Genomic DNA, 16376 nt, shown 5'->3' on the forward strand with positions numbered 1-16376 from the left:
TCGTCTGAGTAGACTATTTTTTTGCATTTTTAGTAAAGTGTAATGGTAAAATGAAAAGAAAAAGGTAGTGATGATGTGGAGCAAAAGCAAATGTTACAGCTCATTGCAAAGGATGTAGCAGTCAAACCAGGGCAAGTAGAAGCTGTTATTAACTTATTAGAAGAGGGAAATACGGTACCATTTATTGCGCGCTATCGAAAAGAGGTTACAGGATCACTTGATGAGGTGCAAATTAAAGCTGTAGAAGATCGTTATCACTACATACAGCAACTTGAACAACGAAAAGAAGAAGTTATACGATTAATCCAAGAGCAAGAAAAGCTTACACCAGAATTAGAGCAGACTATTCTTTCTGCAACAATCTTACAACGTGTTGAGGATTTATATAGACCTTATAAGCAAAAACGACGTACAAAGGCGACGATTGCAAAAGAGAAAGGTTTAGAGCCTCTTGCAGATCTCCTGTTAGCATTTAGTGATGATGCATTAGAGCAATTAGCAACTGACTTTGTGGACAACGAACAAGTTACTAATACGGAAGAAGCCCTGATAGGAGCTCGAGATATATTAGCAGAACGTTTTGCGGACGATGCCTCTATTCGTGAAAAAATCCGAGCTTATTCATGGAAAGATGGAATTCTTGTGACGTCTGTGAAAAATACAGAAATCGACGAGAAAAATGTTTTTGAAATGTATTACGAATATGAAGAGCCTGTTAGTCGCATTGTACCACACCGTATTTTAGCGATAAACCGAGGAGAGAAAGAAGAAATCTTAAAGGTTTCTATTCATGTGCCGGTGGATCGAGTATTAATGATTATGTGGAAAGAATGGATACCTGCAACTGGTTCGTCTCCTGCTATTGCAGAAGTTAAACTAGCAATCGAGGATTCGTACAAGCGTTTAATTCAGCCTTCAATTGAAAGGGAATTACGAAACGAGCTTACAGAAAAAGCTGAGGCACAGGCTATTCATATTTTTTCCGAAAATTTACGTAACCTATTGCTACAACCACCTATGAAAGGTAAATATGTTTTAGGGGTTGATCCAGCTTACCGTACAGGTTGCAAGCTAGCGGTTGTAGATGAAACTGGGAAAATGCTTGAGGTTACAGCTATTTACCCACATCCACCGAAACCAGATGTGGCAAAATCCAAAGCTATTGTAAAAGGAATTTTGGCAAAGTATCCAATAAGTATAATTGCCATTGGTAATGGTACAGCATCTCGAGAGACAGAACAATTTATCGCGGATGTATTAAATGAACTTACTACTGACATAGCCTATGTGATTGTCAATGAAGCGGGGGCGTCTGTTTATTCAGCGTCTGAAATTGCACGTACAGAATTTCCTGATTTACAGGTTGAACAACGTAGTGCTGTCTCCATTGCACGTCGCTTACAGGATCCTTTATCAGAGTTAGTGAAAATTGAACCAAAAGCTGTGGGTGTAGGTCAGTATCAGCATGATGTTTCTCAAAAAAAATTAAATGAATCGCTATCTTTTATAGTAGAAACAGCTGTTAACCAAGTTGGTGTAGATGTAAATACGGCTTCATCATCACTCTTACAATATGTTTCGGGTCTATCAAAAACTGTTGCAGAGAATATCGTAAAGACGCGAGAGGAAAATGGTCAATTTACTACACGTGCGCAATTAAAGAAGATTCCAAGGTTAGGCGCCAAAACGTATGAACAAGCTATTGGTTTCCTACGTGTCCCAGAAGCAAAAAATCCGTTTGATGCTACAGGTATTCATCCTGAGAGCTATGCCCTTGCTGAGCAAATATTAGCAGAGGCTCAAATAGATAAAAAAGAGTTAGGGACACAGAAGGCAGAGGATGCTATTGCAGCACTAAATATCCAAAAATTAAGTGATGTGCTTGGAGTAGGAGTTGTGACAATTCAAGATATCGTGGATACCTTAATGAAACCTAGTCGTGACCCACGTGATGCATTCCCACAACCATTGCTTAAGACTGATGTATTAAAAATGGAAGATTTAAAAGTAGGTATGGAATTGCAGGGGACGGTAAGAAATGTAGTAGATTTCGGCGCATTTGTTGACATTGGCGTGAAGCAAGATGGACTTGTGCATATTTCTAAACTCCAAAATAAACGTATTAAGCATCCATTAGAAGTTGTGGCACTTGGGGATATTGTAACTGTCTGGGTTGAACAAATAGATGTAACGAAAGGGCGTATCTCTTTAACGATGCTTCCTCCTAAAAATCAAGCATTAGTTTGAGTACTAAATTTTTGCCACACTGTCTATACTACGCAGTGTGGTATTCTTGTTGTTAGAGGTGATTACTATGGACAATCAAGAATTACAAGAGCTTGTTCGTCGCTTATCTTTAGAAAACTTTCAGAGGCCTTTTCTGCATCAAGCCTACTTTAATCCGAGATTACGGTCAACGGGAGGACGATATCTTTTACAATCCCATAATATTGAGATTAATCCTAAAGCCTATGAGTTATACGGTTTGAAAGAGATTCAAGGTATTGTTTTACACGAATTATGCCATTATCACCTACATATTGAAGGTAAAGGGTATCAGCATCGAGATAAAGATTTTAGAGAATTATTAAGGAAAGTAGATGCCCCTCGATTTTGCGCAGTTTTACATGTCCCGAAAGCTACAGTTAAAAAACAACGACGACGCTATACATATACTTGTGTCAATTGCCACCAATTATATATACGGAAAATAAAAATGAATGTTGAAAGGTATTGTTGCAGTAAGTGTTTGGGGAAATTAAAATTAGTAGAGTAAAAAAAGTTTAAAAAATAGTTGACGTTTTGTTGAGTTGTCCCTATAATAGTAAAAGTCGACAAGATAACGACGACAACATAACATGAATTATTCCGAAGTAGCTCAGTTGGTAGTAGCACCTGACTGTTAATCAGGTTGTCGCAGGTTCGAGTCCTGCCTTCGGAGCCATGGCCCCTTGGTCAAGTGGTTAAGACACCGCCCTTTCACGGCGGTAACACGGGTTCGAATCCCGTAGGGGTCATTTTTCATAATTTAATGTAAATAATATTTTGGTCCCGTGGTGTAGCGGTTAACATGCCTGCCTGTCACGCAGGAGATCGCCGGTTCGATCCCGGTCGGGACCGCCACTTATTGGGGTATAGCCAAGCGGTAAGGCAACGGATTTTGATTCCGTCATGCCTAGGTTCGAATCCTAGTACCCCAGCCATTCATTTCTTAATTCGAGCCATTAGCTCAGTTGGTAGAGCATCTGACTTTTAATCAGAGGGTCGAAGGTTCGAGTCCTTCATGGCTCATCTCTTTAAGAAAAAGAGTTGACTTTTTGAATTATCATAGTATAATAAAAAAGTTACTAATTGAATGCGGTCGTGGCGGAACGGCAGACGCGCTAGGTTGAGGGCCTAGTGGGGGCAACCCCGTGGAGGTTCAAGTCCTCTCGGCCGCACCAAGTCAATTAATTAATTTCATATGCGCCCGTAGCTCAATTGGATAGAGCGTCTGACTACGGATCAGAAGGTTGTGGGTTCGACTCCTGCCGGGCGCGCCATTTTCAAGAAAATATATGCGGGTGTAGTTTAATGGTAAAACCTCAGCCTTCCAAGCTGATGTCGTGAGTTCGATTCTCATCACCCGCTCCAAAAAAGTGTTGACAACCTCTTGGTTGTATGGTAAATTTAAATAGTTGTCCAAAAGGGCGATGACATGAACCTTGAAAACTGAACAAGCAAAACGTAATCAATAAAGTTTTAAGTAGCTAGCTTCGGTTAGTGAACAAAACAAAAATTTTGGACATCAAACATGATGCCAGCAAAACATTTGAGCTAATCAAATTTCTTTTATGGAGAGTTTGATCCTGGCTCAGGACGAACGCTGGCGGCGTGCCTAATACATGCAAGTCGAGCGAACGTCAAAGGAGCTTGCTCCTTTGACGTTAGCGGCGGACGGGTGAGTAACACGTGGGCAACCTACCCTATAGTTTGGGATAACTCCGGGAAACCGGGGCTAATACCGAATAATCTCTTTTGCTTCATGGTGAAAGACTGAAAGACGGTTTCGGCTGTCGCTATAGGATGGGCCCGCGGCGCATTAGCTAGTTGGTGAGGTAACGGCTCACCAAGGCGACGATGCGTAGCCGACCTGAGAGGGTGATCGGCCACACTGGGACTGAGACACGGCCCAGACTCCTACGGGAGGCAGCAGTAGGGAATCTTCCACAATGGGCGAAAGCCTGATGGAGCAACGCCGCGTGAGTGAAGAAGGTTTTCGGATCGTAAAACTCTGTTGTAAGGGAAGAACAAGTACAGTAGTAACTGGCTGTACCTTGACGGTACCTTATTAGAAAGCCACGGCTAACTACGTGCCAGCAGCCGCGGTAATACGTAGGTGGCAAGCGTTGTCCGGAATTATTGGGCGTAAAGCGCGCGCAGGCGGTCCTTTAAGTCTGATGTGAAAGCCCACGGCTCAACCGTGGAGGGTCATTGGAAACTGGGGGACTTGAGTGCAGAAGAGGAAAGTGGAATTCCAAGTGTAGCGGTGAAATGCGTAGAGATTTGGAGGAACACCAGTGGCGAAGGCGACTTTCTGGTCTGTAACTGACGCTGAGGCGCGAAAGCGTGGGGAGCAAACAGGATTAGATACCCTGGTAGTCCACGCCGTAAACGATGAGTGCTAAGTGTTAGGGGGTTTCCGCCCCTTAGTGCTGCAGCTAACGCATTAAGCACTCCGCCTGGGGAGTACGGTCGCAAGACTGAAACTCAAAGGAATTGACGGGGGCCCGCACAAGCGGTGGAGCATGTGGTTTAATTCGAAGCAACGCGAAGAACCTTACCAGGTCTTGACATCCCGTTGACCACTGTAGAGATATAGTTTCCCCTTCGGGGGCAACGGTGACAGGTGGTGCATGGTTGTCGTCAGCTCGTGTCGTGAGATGTTGGGTTAAGTCCCGCAACGAGCGCAACCCTTGATCTTAGTTGCCATCATTTAGTTGGGCACTCTAAGGTGACTGCCGGTGACAAACCGGAGGAAGGTGGGGATGACGTCAAATCATCATGCCCCTTATGACCTGGGCTACACACGTGCTACAATGGACGATACAAACGGTTGCCAACTCGCGAGAGGGAGCTAATCCGATAAAGTCGTTCTCAGTTCGGATTGTAGGCTGCAACTCGCCTACATGAAGCCGGAATCGCTAGTAATCGCGGATCAGCATGCCGCGGTGAATACGTTCCCGGGCCTTGTACACACCGCCCGTCACACCACGAGAGTTTGTAACACCCGAAGTCGGTGAGGTAACCTTTTGGAGCCAGCCGCCGAAGGTGGGATAGATGATTGGGGTGAAGTCGTAACAAGGTAGCCGTATCGGAAGGTGCGGCTGGATCACCTCCTTTCTAAGGATTATTTCGGAATACAAACCTTGGGTTTGTAAGATTACGTTTTGCGTTCAGTTTTGAAGGTTCATTCTATCTGAATGAAACACTTCAAAACTTGTTCTTTGAAAACTGGATAAAACGACATTGAAATTGTAACAAACACATTTATTTTTTAAGTTTTTTATAGGCTTAATAACTTGGTTAAGTTATTAAGGGCGCACGGCGAATGCCTTGGCACTAGGAGCCGAAGAAGGACGGCACTAACACCGATATGCTTCGGGGAGCTGTAAGTGAGCTTTGATCCGGAGATTTCCGAATGGGGGAACCCACTACGTTTAATCGCGTAGTATCTTGACGTGAATACATAGCGTCTTGAAGGCAGACCCAGGGAACTGAAACATCTAAGTACCTGGAGGAAGAGAAAGAAAAATCGATTCCCTGAGTAGCGGCGAGCGAAACGGGAAGAGCCCAAACCAAGAGGCTTGCCTCTTGGGGTTGTAGGACACTCTATACGGAGTTACAAAAGAGCGAGTTAGATGAAGCGACTTGGAAAGGTCCGCCAGAGCAGGTAAAAGCCCTGTAGTCGAAAGTTCGTTCTCTCCTGAGTGGATCCTGAGTACGGCGGAACACGTGAAATTCCGTCGGAATCCGGGAGGACCATCTCCCAAGGCTAAATACTACCTAGTGACCGATAGTGAACCAGTACCGTGAGGGAAAGGTGAAAAGCACCCCGGAAGGGGAGTGAAAGAGATCCTGAAACCGTGTGCCTACAAGTAGTTAGAGCCCGTTAATGGGTGATAGCGTGCCTTTTGTAGAATGAACCGGCGAGTTACGATTACGTGCAAGGTTAAGCTTTAGAAGGCGGAGCCGCAGCGAAAGCGAGTCTGAATAGGGCGAAATAGTACGTGGTCGTAGACCCGAAACCAGGTGATCTACCCATGTCCAGGGTGAAGGTGAGGTAACACTTACTGGAGGCCCGAACCCACGCACGTTGAAAAGTGCGGGGATGAGGTGTGGGTAGCGGAGAAATTCCAATCGAACTTGGAGATAGCTGGTTCTCTCCGAAATAGCTTTAGGGCTAGCCTCGTGATGAGAATACTGGAGGTAGAGCACTGTTTGGACTAGGGGGCCATCCCGGTTTACCGAATTCAGACAAACTCCGAATGCCAGATATTTATACACGGGAGTCAGACTGCGAGTGATAAGATCCGTAGTCAAAAGGGAAACAGCCCAGACCACCAGCTAAGGTCCCAAAGTAATCGTTAAGTGGAAAAGGATGTGGCGTTGCACAGACAACCAGGATGTTGGCTTAGAAGCAGCCATCATTTAAAGAGTGCGTAATAGCTCACTGGTCGAGTGACGCTGCGCCGAAAATGTATCGGGGCTAAACGATTCACCGAAGCTGTGGATTGACATCTACGATGTCAGTGGTAGGAGAGCGTTCTAAGTGCGTTGAAGTCAGATCGGAAGGACTGGTGGAGCGCTTAGAAGTGAGAATGCCGGTATGAGTAGCGAAAGACGGGTGAGAATCCCGTCCACCGTATGACTAAGGTTTCCTGAGGAAGGCTCGTCCGCTCAGGGTTAGTCGGGACCTAAGCCGAGGCCGATAGGCGTAGGCGATGGACAACAGGTTGATATTCCTGTACCACCTCCTCACCGTTTGAGAAATGGGGGGACGCAGTAGGATAGGGTAAGCGCGCCGTTGGTTGTGCGCGTCCAAGCAGTAAGGCGTGTGTGTAGGCAAATCCGCACACTGTAACGTTGAGCTGTGATGGCGAGTCCGTATGGACGAAGTTCCTGATTTCACACTGCCAAGAAAAGCCTCTATCGAGGTGAGAGGTGCCCGTACCGCAAACCGACACAGGTAGTCGAGGAGAGAATCCTAAGGTGTGCGAGAGAACTCTCGTTAAGGAACTCGGCAAAATGACCCCGTAACTTCGGGAGAAGGGGTGCTCTTGAGCGTGCAAGCGCATGAGAGCCGCAGTGAATAGGCCCAGGCGACTGTTTAGCAAAAACACAGGTCTCTGCAAAACCGTAAGGTGACGTATAGGGGCTGACGCCTGCCCGGTGCTGGAAGGTTAAGAGGAGTGGTTAGCGCAAGCGAAGCTGCGAATTGAAGCCCCAGTAAACGGCGGCCGTAACTATAACGGTCCTAAGGTAGCGAAATTCCTTGTCGGGTAAGTTCCGACCCGCACGAAAGGCGTAACGATCTGGGCACTGTCTCAACGAGAGACTCGGTGAAATTATAGTACCTGTGAAGATGCAGGTTACCCGCGACAGGACGGAAAGACCCCGTGGAGCTTTACTGTAGCCTGATATTGAATTTTGGTACAACTTGTACAGGATAGGTAGGAGCCAGAGATCTCGGAGCGCCAGCTTCGAAGGAGGCGTCGGTGGGATACTACCCTGGTTGTATTGAAATTCTAACCCATGCCCCTTAGCGGGGCAGGAGACAGTGTCAGGCGGACAGTTTGACTGGGGCGGTCGCCTCCTAAAAGGTAACGGAGGCGCCCAAAGGTTCCCTCAGAATGGTTGGAAATCATTCGTAGAGTGTAAAGGCACAAGGGAGCTTGACTGCGAGACCTACAAGTCGAGCAGGGTCGAAAGACGGGCTTAGTGATCCGGTGGTTCCGCATGGAAGGGCCATCGCTCAACGGATAAAAGCTACCCCGGGGATAACAGGCTTATCTCCCCCAAGAGTCCACATCGACGGGGAGGTTTGGCACCTCGATGTCGGCTCATCGCATCCTGGGGCTGTAGTCGGTCCCAAGGGTTGGGCTGTTCGCCCATTAAAGCGGTACGCGAGCTGGGTTCAGAACGTCGTGAGACAGTTCGGTCCCTATCCGTCGTGGGCGTAGGAAATTTGAGAGGAGCTGTCCTTAGTACGAGAGGACCGGGATGGACACACCGCTGGTGTACCAGTTGTCTTGCCAAAGGCATCGCTGGGTAGCTATGTGTGGACGGGATAAGTGCTGAAAGCATCTAAGCATGAAGCCCCCCTCAAGATGAGATTTCCCATTACGCAAGTAAGTAAGATCCCTCAAAGACGATGAGGTAGATAGGTTCGAGGTGGAAGTGTGGTGACACATGGAGCTGACGAATACTAATCGATCGAGGACTTAACCAAAACGTTTGAAACATTCAATGCACCGTTTATCCAGTTTTGAAAGAATAAATCTTTCAACAAAAAAAGAGAGCTTCAAGACACAAGTAGTACAAGGAAGCAAACGAGTGATTGAAGGAGCGTACTTCTGTACGTGACTGATTGAACGAGAGCAGCTGACGCAGTAATACGCCGTGTATTGGAGGTCGCATAAGTCTAGTGATGATGGCAAAGAGGTCACACCCGTTCCCATACCGAACACGGAAGTTAAGCTCTTTAGCGCCGATGGTAGTTGGGGGCTTCCCCCTGTGAGAGTAGGACGTCGCTAGGCAAACAAAACAGTCAGCTGTGTGTTGGCTGTTTTTTCTTTTATAAAAAGAGTAAATACAAAGAATTTATTGTACTTACTCTTTAAAACATTTGTTATATATCAAAGTAAGCAGCTAAACTTCTTTAATGATATCTCCATATAAAACATCACTTTAATGGGCTATAAAATAATGAGTTCCTTAGGAGAGTGAGTGATGACTTCCACACCTTCTTTTGTAACGATAACATCATCCTCGATTCGAACACCACCTACATTAGGTATATAAATACCCGGTTCGACAGTTAGTACCATATTTTCTTCTAACATGTCTTTACATATGGTAGACATAAATATGTTTTCATGGATATCTAAGCCTATACCATGTCCTGCACCGTGTCCGTAATTTTGTCCATATCCCTTTTTAGTAATGTAGTCTCGTGAATAACTATCGGCCTCTTGTCCAGTTATACCAGCCTTCATATTGGAAAGGGCATGTTGTAAGGCACCATAAACTATTTGATATACTTCTTTTAATTGCTCTAATGGTTCTCCAACAGCAATCGTTCTTGTCATATCAGAACGATAACCTCGGTAGTAAGCACCAAAATCCATTGTCAACATGTCACCTTGCTCCACTATTTTAGAGGATGCTACGCCATGTGGGAGTGCTGAACGATGGCCAGAAGCAATAATCATATCGAAGGCTGCACCTGTTGCACCATTTTTTCGCATATGAGACTCTAATTCATAGGCAATATCAAGTTCTGAAATTCCTGGTTTGATGAATGTCAGAATATGATTAAACGCCTCATCGGAAATCCATGCTGCTTTCTTAATTATTTCAATTTCTTCTGGTGTTTTAATCATCCGTAAATCTTCTACAATAGTAGGCATTGGTTTTAATATAGCTGTCAATTTGCTCTTCATTAATTGATAGCTAAAATAAGTTACATGATGTTGCTCAAAACCAACAGTTTGAATTAATTCCTGTTCAAGAATTTCCTGAATGGTTTCATATAAATGGTTGCGATCAATCTCTAGTACTTCAAAGGTGTCACACTGATTTGTTGCTTGCTGTGTGTAGCGGAAGTCTACTAATAAAAGTGCGCGTGTCTTTGTTACAATAACTGTACCTGCACTACCTGTAAAACCTGTTAGATAGCGACGATTTTGAGCATTTGTGATAATAATTGCATCGGTATTGTGGAGCTGTAAGGCTGCTTGTAATTGTTCTAATTTGACATGTTATGTTTCCCCCTTCAAAGTTAAATATACTGCAAAATTTGCATCATGTTTAGAGCTTATATGAAAGTAGATGTTGATTATGTGGAAAATATATTAAAAAAATGTGAAAAAAGATATTGTATATCTATATTTTCTATGATATATTTATAAATGTCTTAAAGAGGTCCCGTGGTGTAGCGGTTAACATGCCTGCCTGTCACGCAGGAGATCGCCGGTTCGATCCCGGTCGGGACCGCCATTTAAATTGATATTACAGTCCTTATGATTTTACATCATAGGGACTTTTTTGTATGTGATTGGAGTATGAATCCAATTCATCTTTCAGGAGTTTATCAGTAAATTAAGTAGAAATTACATGACAAATGAATAATGTCGAAAGGATCAACACTGCCTAGTAGAAACACAGAGGCTAAAAGCATAACATTCTGTGAAGTATTTGAGACCAACTTCCCTTTATTATTTCATAAACAACATCTATTTCCCTAAAACATATCAAGTGTATCTAAAAAATGGCTTAAATCGCTGTGAAATGATCGATAATAATGCCATAAACATAGCGAATTTCATATATTTAACATTATCTAAAAATAGTAAAAATTACCGATAAATGATAGCGTTTCTATAAGGTAAAATTAGAGATGTTTCTAATATAAAGATTAGGGGTAAAAAAGTAGAAGTAATCGGATTGGCTACGGAGGTGTTTATATGAGCAAAGATTATTCTTTTAAAAGTATTTATTTCCCTTTGCTTATTGGTTCCATGATAATGATGGTAGGCTGTGGAGATCCTATTATGGAGATTGAAGAATCAAATGCGTATCACTGGCAAAAAAATATGAACGAAGTAGAATTTGAGAAATTAAAAAATGATATGTCATATATTGAGGTAGTAGAAGCAGCAGGCGGCGCAGGTAAAAAAATCAAAAATAATGAATATCGTTGGAATGATGAAATCTTGATGACACAGGCCTATATAGTAAAATTTAAGGATGATAAACTAATTGGCAAAGAAATCATAGCAGTGAAAGGTCATTCAAACAGATAAATAGTTGTCACGTCTTTGTAAAAGAAGGCGTGTTTTTTTATTTAAATGGCTACCATGTCATAAAATTAGGCTTTTTAACGAAGATAATCTATGTAGGATATAATGATATTGGATGCTTTGAACATTTTCGCTAGTTTAGGTAAACTAGAGGTAATGTAGTGATGAGAGGAAAAATGAGAATGTATGAAATAATCATGAATTCAGTTGATGATACAGAGCGTTTTGCCGTGACACTTGCAAAATTACTAGAAGCTCAAGATACGATTACATTAGAAGGAGATTTGGGTGCAGGCAAGACAACGTTTACGAAGGCCTTAGCAAAAGGGCTTGGTGTGAAAAGAACGGTCAACAGTCCAACATTTACAATCATTAAACAGTATGAAGGACGTTTACCCTTCAATCATTTAGATGTTTATCGTTTGGCTGAAAGTGACGAGGACCTTGGTTGGGATGAATTATTTTATGGAGATGCAGTATCAGTGGTAGAGTGGGCGCATTTAATAGAACAGGATTTGCCACAGAATCGATTAGCGATAGAGATTTATCGAATCGGAGACAATGAACGACGATTTGTGTTAATACCTAGTGGGGAACGCTATGAGGCACTATGTGAGGAGCTAATGAAATGATTTGGTTAGGAATAGAAACAGCGAATACACCACTTTCCGTTGCTATTGTGAGGGATGGAAAAGTGGTAGCTGAGCTGGTACAAAATATAAAATTAACACATTCAGCAGGCGCAATGCCCGCTATTGAAGAGGTATTAGCAAGAGCAGGTTTGAAGGCAGGCGACTTGGATGTTATTGCAGTGTCTGAAGGGCCAGGTTCGTATACAGGGGTCCGTATAGGTGTAACATTAGCGAAAACCCTAGCATGGACATTACAGATACCTTTAGTTGGTGTCTCTAGCTTAAAAGCATTAGCTGCAAATGCTACCCTTTATAATGGATTAATTTGTCCAATTTTTGATGCAAGAAGAGATAATGTTTATACAGCTGTTTATCAAGGAGTGACTCTAGAGGCTCTTGTGGAGGATCATCATGCACATATCGCTGATTTATTAGAGCGTTTAAGGGCATTAGATGCACCTATTTTATTTGTAGGAACAGATGTGGGCTTATTTTGGGATAACATTGTAGAGGAGCTTGGCGATAACGCTTTTCGTGCACCTTTTAGTCTTGACTTGCCACGTGCAACGGAAGTTATTCGTGTAGGAACTAAAGTGGAATTACCGAGTGTTGAAGCTACTCATCACTTTGTCCCACAATATAAACGAATTGCAGAGGCTGAAGCAAATTGGCTGAAAGAACAGAAGGAGAAAGAACATGAGTAGTGATGTAACTTATCGTAAAATGGTTTCTGATGATGTACCAGCAGTTTATGAAATTGAAGTAGCTTCATTTCCTGTACCTTGGACGTTGGATTCCTTTTACTATGAAGTACATGAAAATCAGTATGCCCATTATGTGCTGGCTGTTGATGCAAGTGGAAGTATTATTGGTTTTTGCGGGATGTGGATGGTTATAGATGCAGCCCAAATTACGAATGTAGCAGTTATTGAGGCAGCTCGTGGACGAGGTATAGGCGAGGGATTAATGCGTGAGGCAATGCAAATAGCTCGTTTACATGGAATGGAGGTTATGACATTGGAGGTACGAGTAACGAACACAGTTGCACAAAATCTTTATCGTAAGCTCCAATTCCAAGATGGTGGTATACGGAAAGGTTATTATACGGATAACGGGGAGGATGCCCTTGTCATGTGGGTGAATTTATAATGAATAATGGATTGATATTAGCAATAGAATCAAGCTGTGATGAAACAGCTGCAGCGATTATACGAAATGGTCATGAAATCGTGTCGAATGTTGTTGCTTCTCAAATAGAGAGTCATAAGCGATTTGGTGGCGTTGTTCCTGAAATTGCATCACGCCATCACGTTGAACAAATTACGATGGTAATTGAAGAAGCATTAGCTCAAGCAAATTTAAAGCCGGTAGATTTGGATGCGGTTGCTGTTACAGAGGGTCCGGGTCTTGTAGGGGCATTGTTGATTGGTATTAATGCAGCGAAGGCTTTTGCCTTTGCGAATAACCTACCAATTGTAGGTGTGCATCATATTGCAGGGCATATTTATGCCAATGCGCTTGTTCAGCCGATGGAGTTCCCTTTATTAGCACTAGTAGTTTCAGGCGGTCATACAGAGCTTGTCTATATGAAGGAACATGGCTCTTTTGAAGTCATTGGTGAAACACGAGATGATGCAGCTGGTGAAGCTTATGATAAAGTGGCGCGTGTTTTAAATTTACCTTATCCTGGTGGGCCACATATTGATCGTCTTGCTCATGAGGAAGGAGAGGCTGTTCCTTTTCCAAGAGTATGGTTGGAAGAGGATTCATATGATTTTAGCTTTAGCGGTTTAAAATCAGCTGTCATCAATTATAAACATAATATGGATCAACGAGGTGAAGCCATTTCACCAGCAGCTGTCGCCAAGGGCTTTCAGGAAAGTGTTGTTGAAGTACTGACTGCTAAAACATTACGTGCTGCTCGCGAATATCAGGTGAAACAGGTTATTGCAGCTGGAGGTGTAGCAGCAAATAAGGGGTTGCGAATTTCTTTGGAGACTGTATTTGAAGAGGAAGGTATCCCGTTTTTTGTACCGCCGCTTAAATTGTGTACTGATAATGCGGCAATGATTGGCGCAGCAGCTATGCCGATGTTTGAGGCTGGTATTCGAGGAAACTTAATGATGAATGGACGTCCAGGAATGGAGTTAAAATCCTGGGTATAGTATAGGAAAGAGGTATCTATATTTTTAGATATCTCTTTTTTTAATTGTCGAATAATTGTTGATAAAAAGGAACCATGCTAAGGGAATAGTCAGTAGAAACATCACAATTGACAAATTTTTCAGAAAATTATCCACAGGTAAAGGAGCGAATTAAATGGCGAACACGCGTACTTATGCACAAATTGTTGATAACTTGTGTATAACTTGTGATTATTCAATATATAGTAGCTGGTTTTATACGATAGAATGTGGATAAAATAAATTTTCATTGTGGACAATGTGGAAAACTCTGTTGATATGTTGGTACTACTAGATTTGTAGTGTGAATAAAACTGTGGGCATTTTTTGTCGAAAAATAGCACTTGACCAATATATATGAAAAATGAAGACAAGTAAAGAAAAAGCCATGTGACCTTTCACATGGCTTACATCATTTACATACTAATATTTTCAAGTTCTTCATTTAACTCAAGCCATTCTAATTCTAATAGCTCATGCTGTTCTTTAGCAGTTGCTAATTCTGCTTGAAGCATTGAAATTTTTTCATGGTCGGTAAAAATGGCAGAGTCACAAAGAGCTTCTTCTAGTCTTGCAACAATAGCAGATGTTTCTTGCATCTTGCTTTCTAAATCTTCAATCGTACGTCTAATTTGACGTTCACGCTTTTTTGCTTCTTTATCAATTTTTGATGTAGAGGTTTTATCAGGTAGGTCTTGCTGTACTTGTGGTTGGGAGGCAGCCTTCATTTGTGCTAGCTCCAATAGTTCCTGCTTTTTCTCAACGTAATAATCGTAGTCACCTAAATATTCAAATGAACCCGTTCCAGATAACTCCACCACTTTTGTTGCGATACGATTAATGAAGTAGCGGTCGTGTGAGACAAATAGAAGCGTACCTGGATAATCAATCAAGGCATTTTCTAATACCTCTTTGCTATCTAAGTCCAAATGATTGGTAGGCTCATCTAGAATTAAGAAATTAGCCTTTTGCATCATTAGCTTTGCGAGTGCAAGGCGTGCTTTTTCACCGCCCGATAAAGAGGATACAGCTTTATCCACATCTTCACCACTAAAAAGAAAACGCCCTAATACAGTTCGAATATCTTTTTCGTTCATGAGTGGCCATTCATCCCATAATTCTTTTAGGACACTCTTATTGCTCGATAGCTTTGCTTGCTCTTGATCATAGTAGCCGATTTGTACATTCGTACCATAACGAATACTACCTCCAAGAGGGGATAAATCTTTTACAATTGTTTTTAATAATGTCGATTTACCAACTCCGTTTGGGCCAACAAGGGCAATACGATCCTCACGAAAAGTGCGGAGGTTTATCCCACTAGAAATGGTACGATCGTTATAACCTATCGTTAATTCATCAACAGATAAAACATCATTTCCACTTTGACGTTCAATCGTGAAACCGAAACTAGCGGATTTCTCATCACCATCTGGCGATTCCATCCACTCGGTACGTTCAAGCATTTTACGTCGACTTTGTGCCATTTTTGTTGTAGAAGCACGTGCAATATTTTTTTGGATAAAATCCTCTAGCTTGGCCTTTTCATCTTGCTGACGTTCATAGAGTTTGACATCACGCTCATAATTTTTAGCTTTTTCATCTAAATATGCACTATAATTACCCGGATATTTGGTAACGCGATGACGAGATACTTCGTAGACAATAGAAACGACTTGGTCTAAGAAGTAGCGGTCATGGGAAACAATTAAAATAGCGCCTTCATAGCCCTTTAAATAGGATTCCAACCAAGATAGTGTTTCGATATCTAAATGGTTCGTTGGCTCATCGAGAATTAAAAGATCTGGTTTACTAAGTAAGAGCTTAGCAAGTGCTAAACGTGTGCGCTGTCCACCAGATAAGGAACTGATGGGTTTGTCATAGTCTTCGGAATAAAATTGCATACCATGAAGGACTGACCGTATGTCTGATTCATATTGATAGCCACCTGCATCTTTAAACGTATGCTGTAAATGATCGTATTCCGACATAACTTTCGCATACATAGTAGGGTTTTCATAGACAGTAGGATCAGCCATTTGTTGTTCAAGTGAGCGTAGCAGCTGTTCTTGGGCTAAAAGAGATTCAAATATAGTCATCATTTCATTCCAAATTGTTAGCGTAGAGTTTAATCCTGCATGTTGCTCTAAATAGCCTATTTGAATATCCTTTGGGATAATGATATCACCTGAATCATAAGACATTTGACCAGCAATTATTTTTAATAAAGTAGATTTACCTGCACCGTTTCGTCCTACTAAGGCAACACGGTCACGGTGTTGAACTTCTAATTTAACACCACTTAAAATTTCATCTGCAAGAAAGGATTTAGTTAGTTGATTGACCTGTAAAACAATCATTCTTGACACCTCAATTCTACCTTAGTGTAATGGATGAACGATTTGCATGCAATGTCCGTGCTTTACTTATTCCTAGCAGTCATGTAAGATTGAAACGATTTCTTTTTAGTTAGCTGCGTATAAGGCGCCATTAACTAA

9 protein-coding genes, 9 tRNA genes and 3 rRNA genes are annotated in these 16376 nt (G+C 42.3%); 19 read left to right on the forward strand and 2 right to left on the reverse strand.

The window, feature by feature from the left end; all coding sequences use genetic code 11:
* Positions 1–75: 75 nt before the first annotated feature.
* From AAJG31_RS15985 to rrf, 13 genes are all read left to right on the forward strand, one after another.
* Positions 76–2247, forward strand: coding sequence for a Tex family protein (locus AAJG31_RS15985; RefSeq protein ID WP_269897921.1), 2172 nt, complete (start codon positions 76–78; stop codon positions 2245–2247).
* A 67-nt stretch (positions 2248–2314) separates the two neighbouring features.
* A complete protein-coding gene (locus tag AAJG31_RS15990; RefSeq protein ID WP_048394293.1) occupies positions 2315–2776 on the forward strand; it encodes a SprT family protein in 462 nt (153 codons plus the stop codon).
* 91 nt (positions 2777–2867) lie between these two features.
* Positions 2868–2944: transfer RNA gene (locus tag AAJG31_RS15995), tRNA-Asn, on the forward strand.
* Position 2945: 1 nt separating this feature from the next.
* A tRNA-Glu gene (locus tag AAJG31_RS16000) sits at positions 2946–3017 on the forward strand.
* Between the two features lie 30 nt (positions 3018–3047).
* Positions 3048–3123, forward strand: a tRNA-Asp gene (locus AAJG31_RS16005).
* Between the two features lie 5 nt (positions 3124–3128).
* Positions 3129–3203, forward strand: a tRNA-Gln gene (locus AAJG31_RS16010).
* Between the two features lie 15 nt (positions 3204–3218).
* Positions 3219–3291: transfer RNA gene (locus AAJG31_RS16015), tRNA-Lys, on the forward strand.
* A gap of 66 nt (positions 3292–3357) precedes the next feature.
* Positions 3358–3443: transfer RNA gene (locus tag AAJG31_RS16020), tRNA-Leu, on the forward strand.
* A gap of 22 nt (positions 3444–3465) precedes the next feature.
* Positions 3466–3542, forward strand: a tRNA-Arg gene (locus AAJG31_RS16025).
* Positions 3543–3559: 17 nt separating this feature from the next.
* Positions 3560–3633 (forward strand) — tRNA-Gly (locus tag AAJG31_RS16030).
* Positions 3634–3830: 197 nt separating this feature from the next.
* Positions 3831–5382: ribosomal RNA gene (locus AAJG31_RS16035) — 16S ribosomal RNA — on the forward strand.
* 181 nt (positions 5383–5563) lie between these two features.
* Positions 5564–8491 (forward strand): 23S ribosomal RNA (locus AAJG31_RS16040).
* 191 nt (positions 8492–8682) lie between these two features.
* Positions 8683–8798 (forward strand): 5S ribosomal RNA (rrf, locus tag AAJG31_RS16045).
* The 16S, 23S and 5S rRNA genes sit together here with 8 tRNA genes alongside, the layout of an rRNA operon.
* A 159-nt stretch (positions 8799–8957) precedes the next feature.
* On the opposite strand, the gene AAJG31_RS16050 is transcribed toward rrf, so the two are convergent.
* Positions 8958–9968 (reverse strand): aminopeptidase P family protein, encoded by a 1011-nt coding sequence (locus AAJG31_RS16050; RefSeq protein WP_279496395.1) that lies wholly within the window; start codon positions 9966–9968, stop codon positions 8958–8960.
* Positions 9969–10184: 216 nt separating this feature from the next.
* On the opposite strand from AAJG31_RS16050, the gene AAJG31_RS16055 reads away from it, so the two are divergent.
* From AAJG31_RS16055 to tsaD, 6 genes are all read left to right on the forward strand, one after another.
* Positions 10185–10260 (forward strand) — tRNA-Asp (locus AAJG31_RS16055).
* A 467-nt stretch (positions 10261–10727) separates the two neighbouring features.
* A complete protein-coding gene (locus AAJG31_RS16060) occupies positions 10728–11066 on the forward strand; it encodes a hypothetical protein (RefSeq protein ID WP_048394912.1) in 339 nt (112 codons plus the stop codon).
* Positions 11067–11245: 179 nt separating this feature from the next.
* On the forward strand, positions 11246–11695 hold the full coding sequence (gene tsaE / locus AAJG31_RS16065) for a tRNA (adenosine(37)-N6)-threonylcarbamoyltransferase complex ATPase subunit type 1 TsaE (protein WP_054548893.1): 450 nt from the start codon (positions 11246–11248) through the stop codon (positions 11693–11695).
* Complete coding sequence (tsaB, locus tag AAJG31_RS16070) at positions 11692–12399, forward strand: tRNA (adenosine(37)-N6)-threonylcarbamoyltransferase complex dimerization subunit type 1 TsaB (RefSeq protein ID WP_048394916.1); 708 nt, start codon at positions 11692–11694, stop codon at positions 12397–12399. Before tsaE ends, tsaB begins: the two co-directional genes overlap by 4 nt.
* Positions 12392–12844 (forward strand): ribosomal protein S18-alanine N-acetyltransferase, encoded by a 453-nt coding sequence (gene rimI / locus AAJG31_RS16075; RefSeq protein WP_054548892.1) that lies wholly within the window; start codon positions 12392–12394, stop codon positions 12842–12844. The genes tsaB and rimI overlap by 8 nt, the downstream gene beginning before the upstream one ends.
* Positions 12844–13860 carry a tRNA (adenosine(37)-N6)-threonylcarbamoyltransferase complex transferase subunit TsaD gene (gene tsaD / locus AAJG31_RS16080; protein WP_048394920.1) on the forward strand — a complete coding sequence of 339 codons (1017 nt, stop codon included), beginning with the start codon at positions 12844–12846 and terminating at the stop codon, positions 13858–13860. The genes rimI and tsaD overlap by 1 nt, the downstream gene beginning before the upstream one ends.
* Before the next feature lie 434 nt (positions 13861–14294).
* On the opposite strand, the gene AAJG31_RS16085 is transcribed toward tsaD, so the two are convergent.
* The gene (locus AAJG31_RS16085) at positions 14295–16238 is read right to left on the reverse strand and encodes an ATP-binding cassette domain-containing protein (protein WP_066038145.1); all 1944 of its coding nucleotides are present in this window, start codon (positions 16236–16238) and stop codon (positions 14295–14297) included.
* Positions 16239–16376: the final 138 nt, after the last annotated feature.

The organism is Lysinibacillus sp. BS3, assembly GCF_039614735.1.
GTDB lineage: Bacteria > Bacillota > Bacilli > Bacillales_A > Planococcaceae > Lysinibacillus > Lysinibacillus capsici.

Coding starts and splice junctions, on each gene's coding strand:
- AAJG31_RS16060 (WP_048394912.1), top strand. CDS start 10,728: ATGAGCAAAGATTATTCTTTTAAAAGTATTTATTTCCCTTTGCTTATT.
- AAJG31_RS15990 (WP_048394293.1), top strand. CDS start 2,315: ATGGACAATCAAGAATTACAAGAGCTTGTTCGTCGCTTATCTTTAGAA.
- AAJG31_RS16085 (WP_066038145.1), bottom strand. CDS start 16,238: ATGATTGTTTTACAGGTCAATCAACTAACTAAATCCTTTCTTGCAGAT.
- tsaE (WP_054548893.1), top strand. CDS start 11,246: ATGTATGAAATAATCATGAATTCAGTTGATGATACAGAGCGTTTTGCC.
- rimI (WP_054548892.1), top strand. CDS start 12,392: ATGAGTAGTGATGTAACTTATCGTAAAATGGTTTCTGATGATGTACCA.
- tsaD (WP_048394920.1), top strand. CDS start 12,844: ATGAATAATGGATTGATATTAGCAATAGAATCAAGCTGTGATGAAACA.
- tsaB (WP_048394916.1), top strand. CDS start 11,692: ATGATTTGGTTAGGAATAGAAACAGCGAATACACCACTTTCCGTTGCT.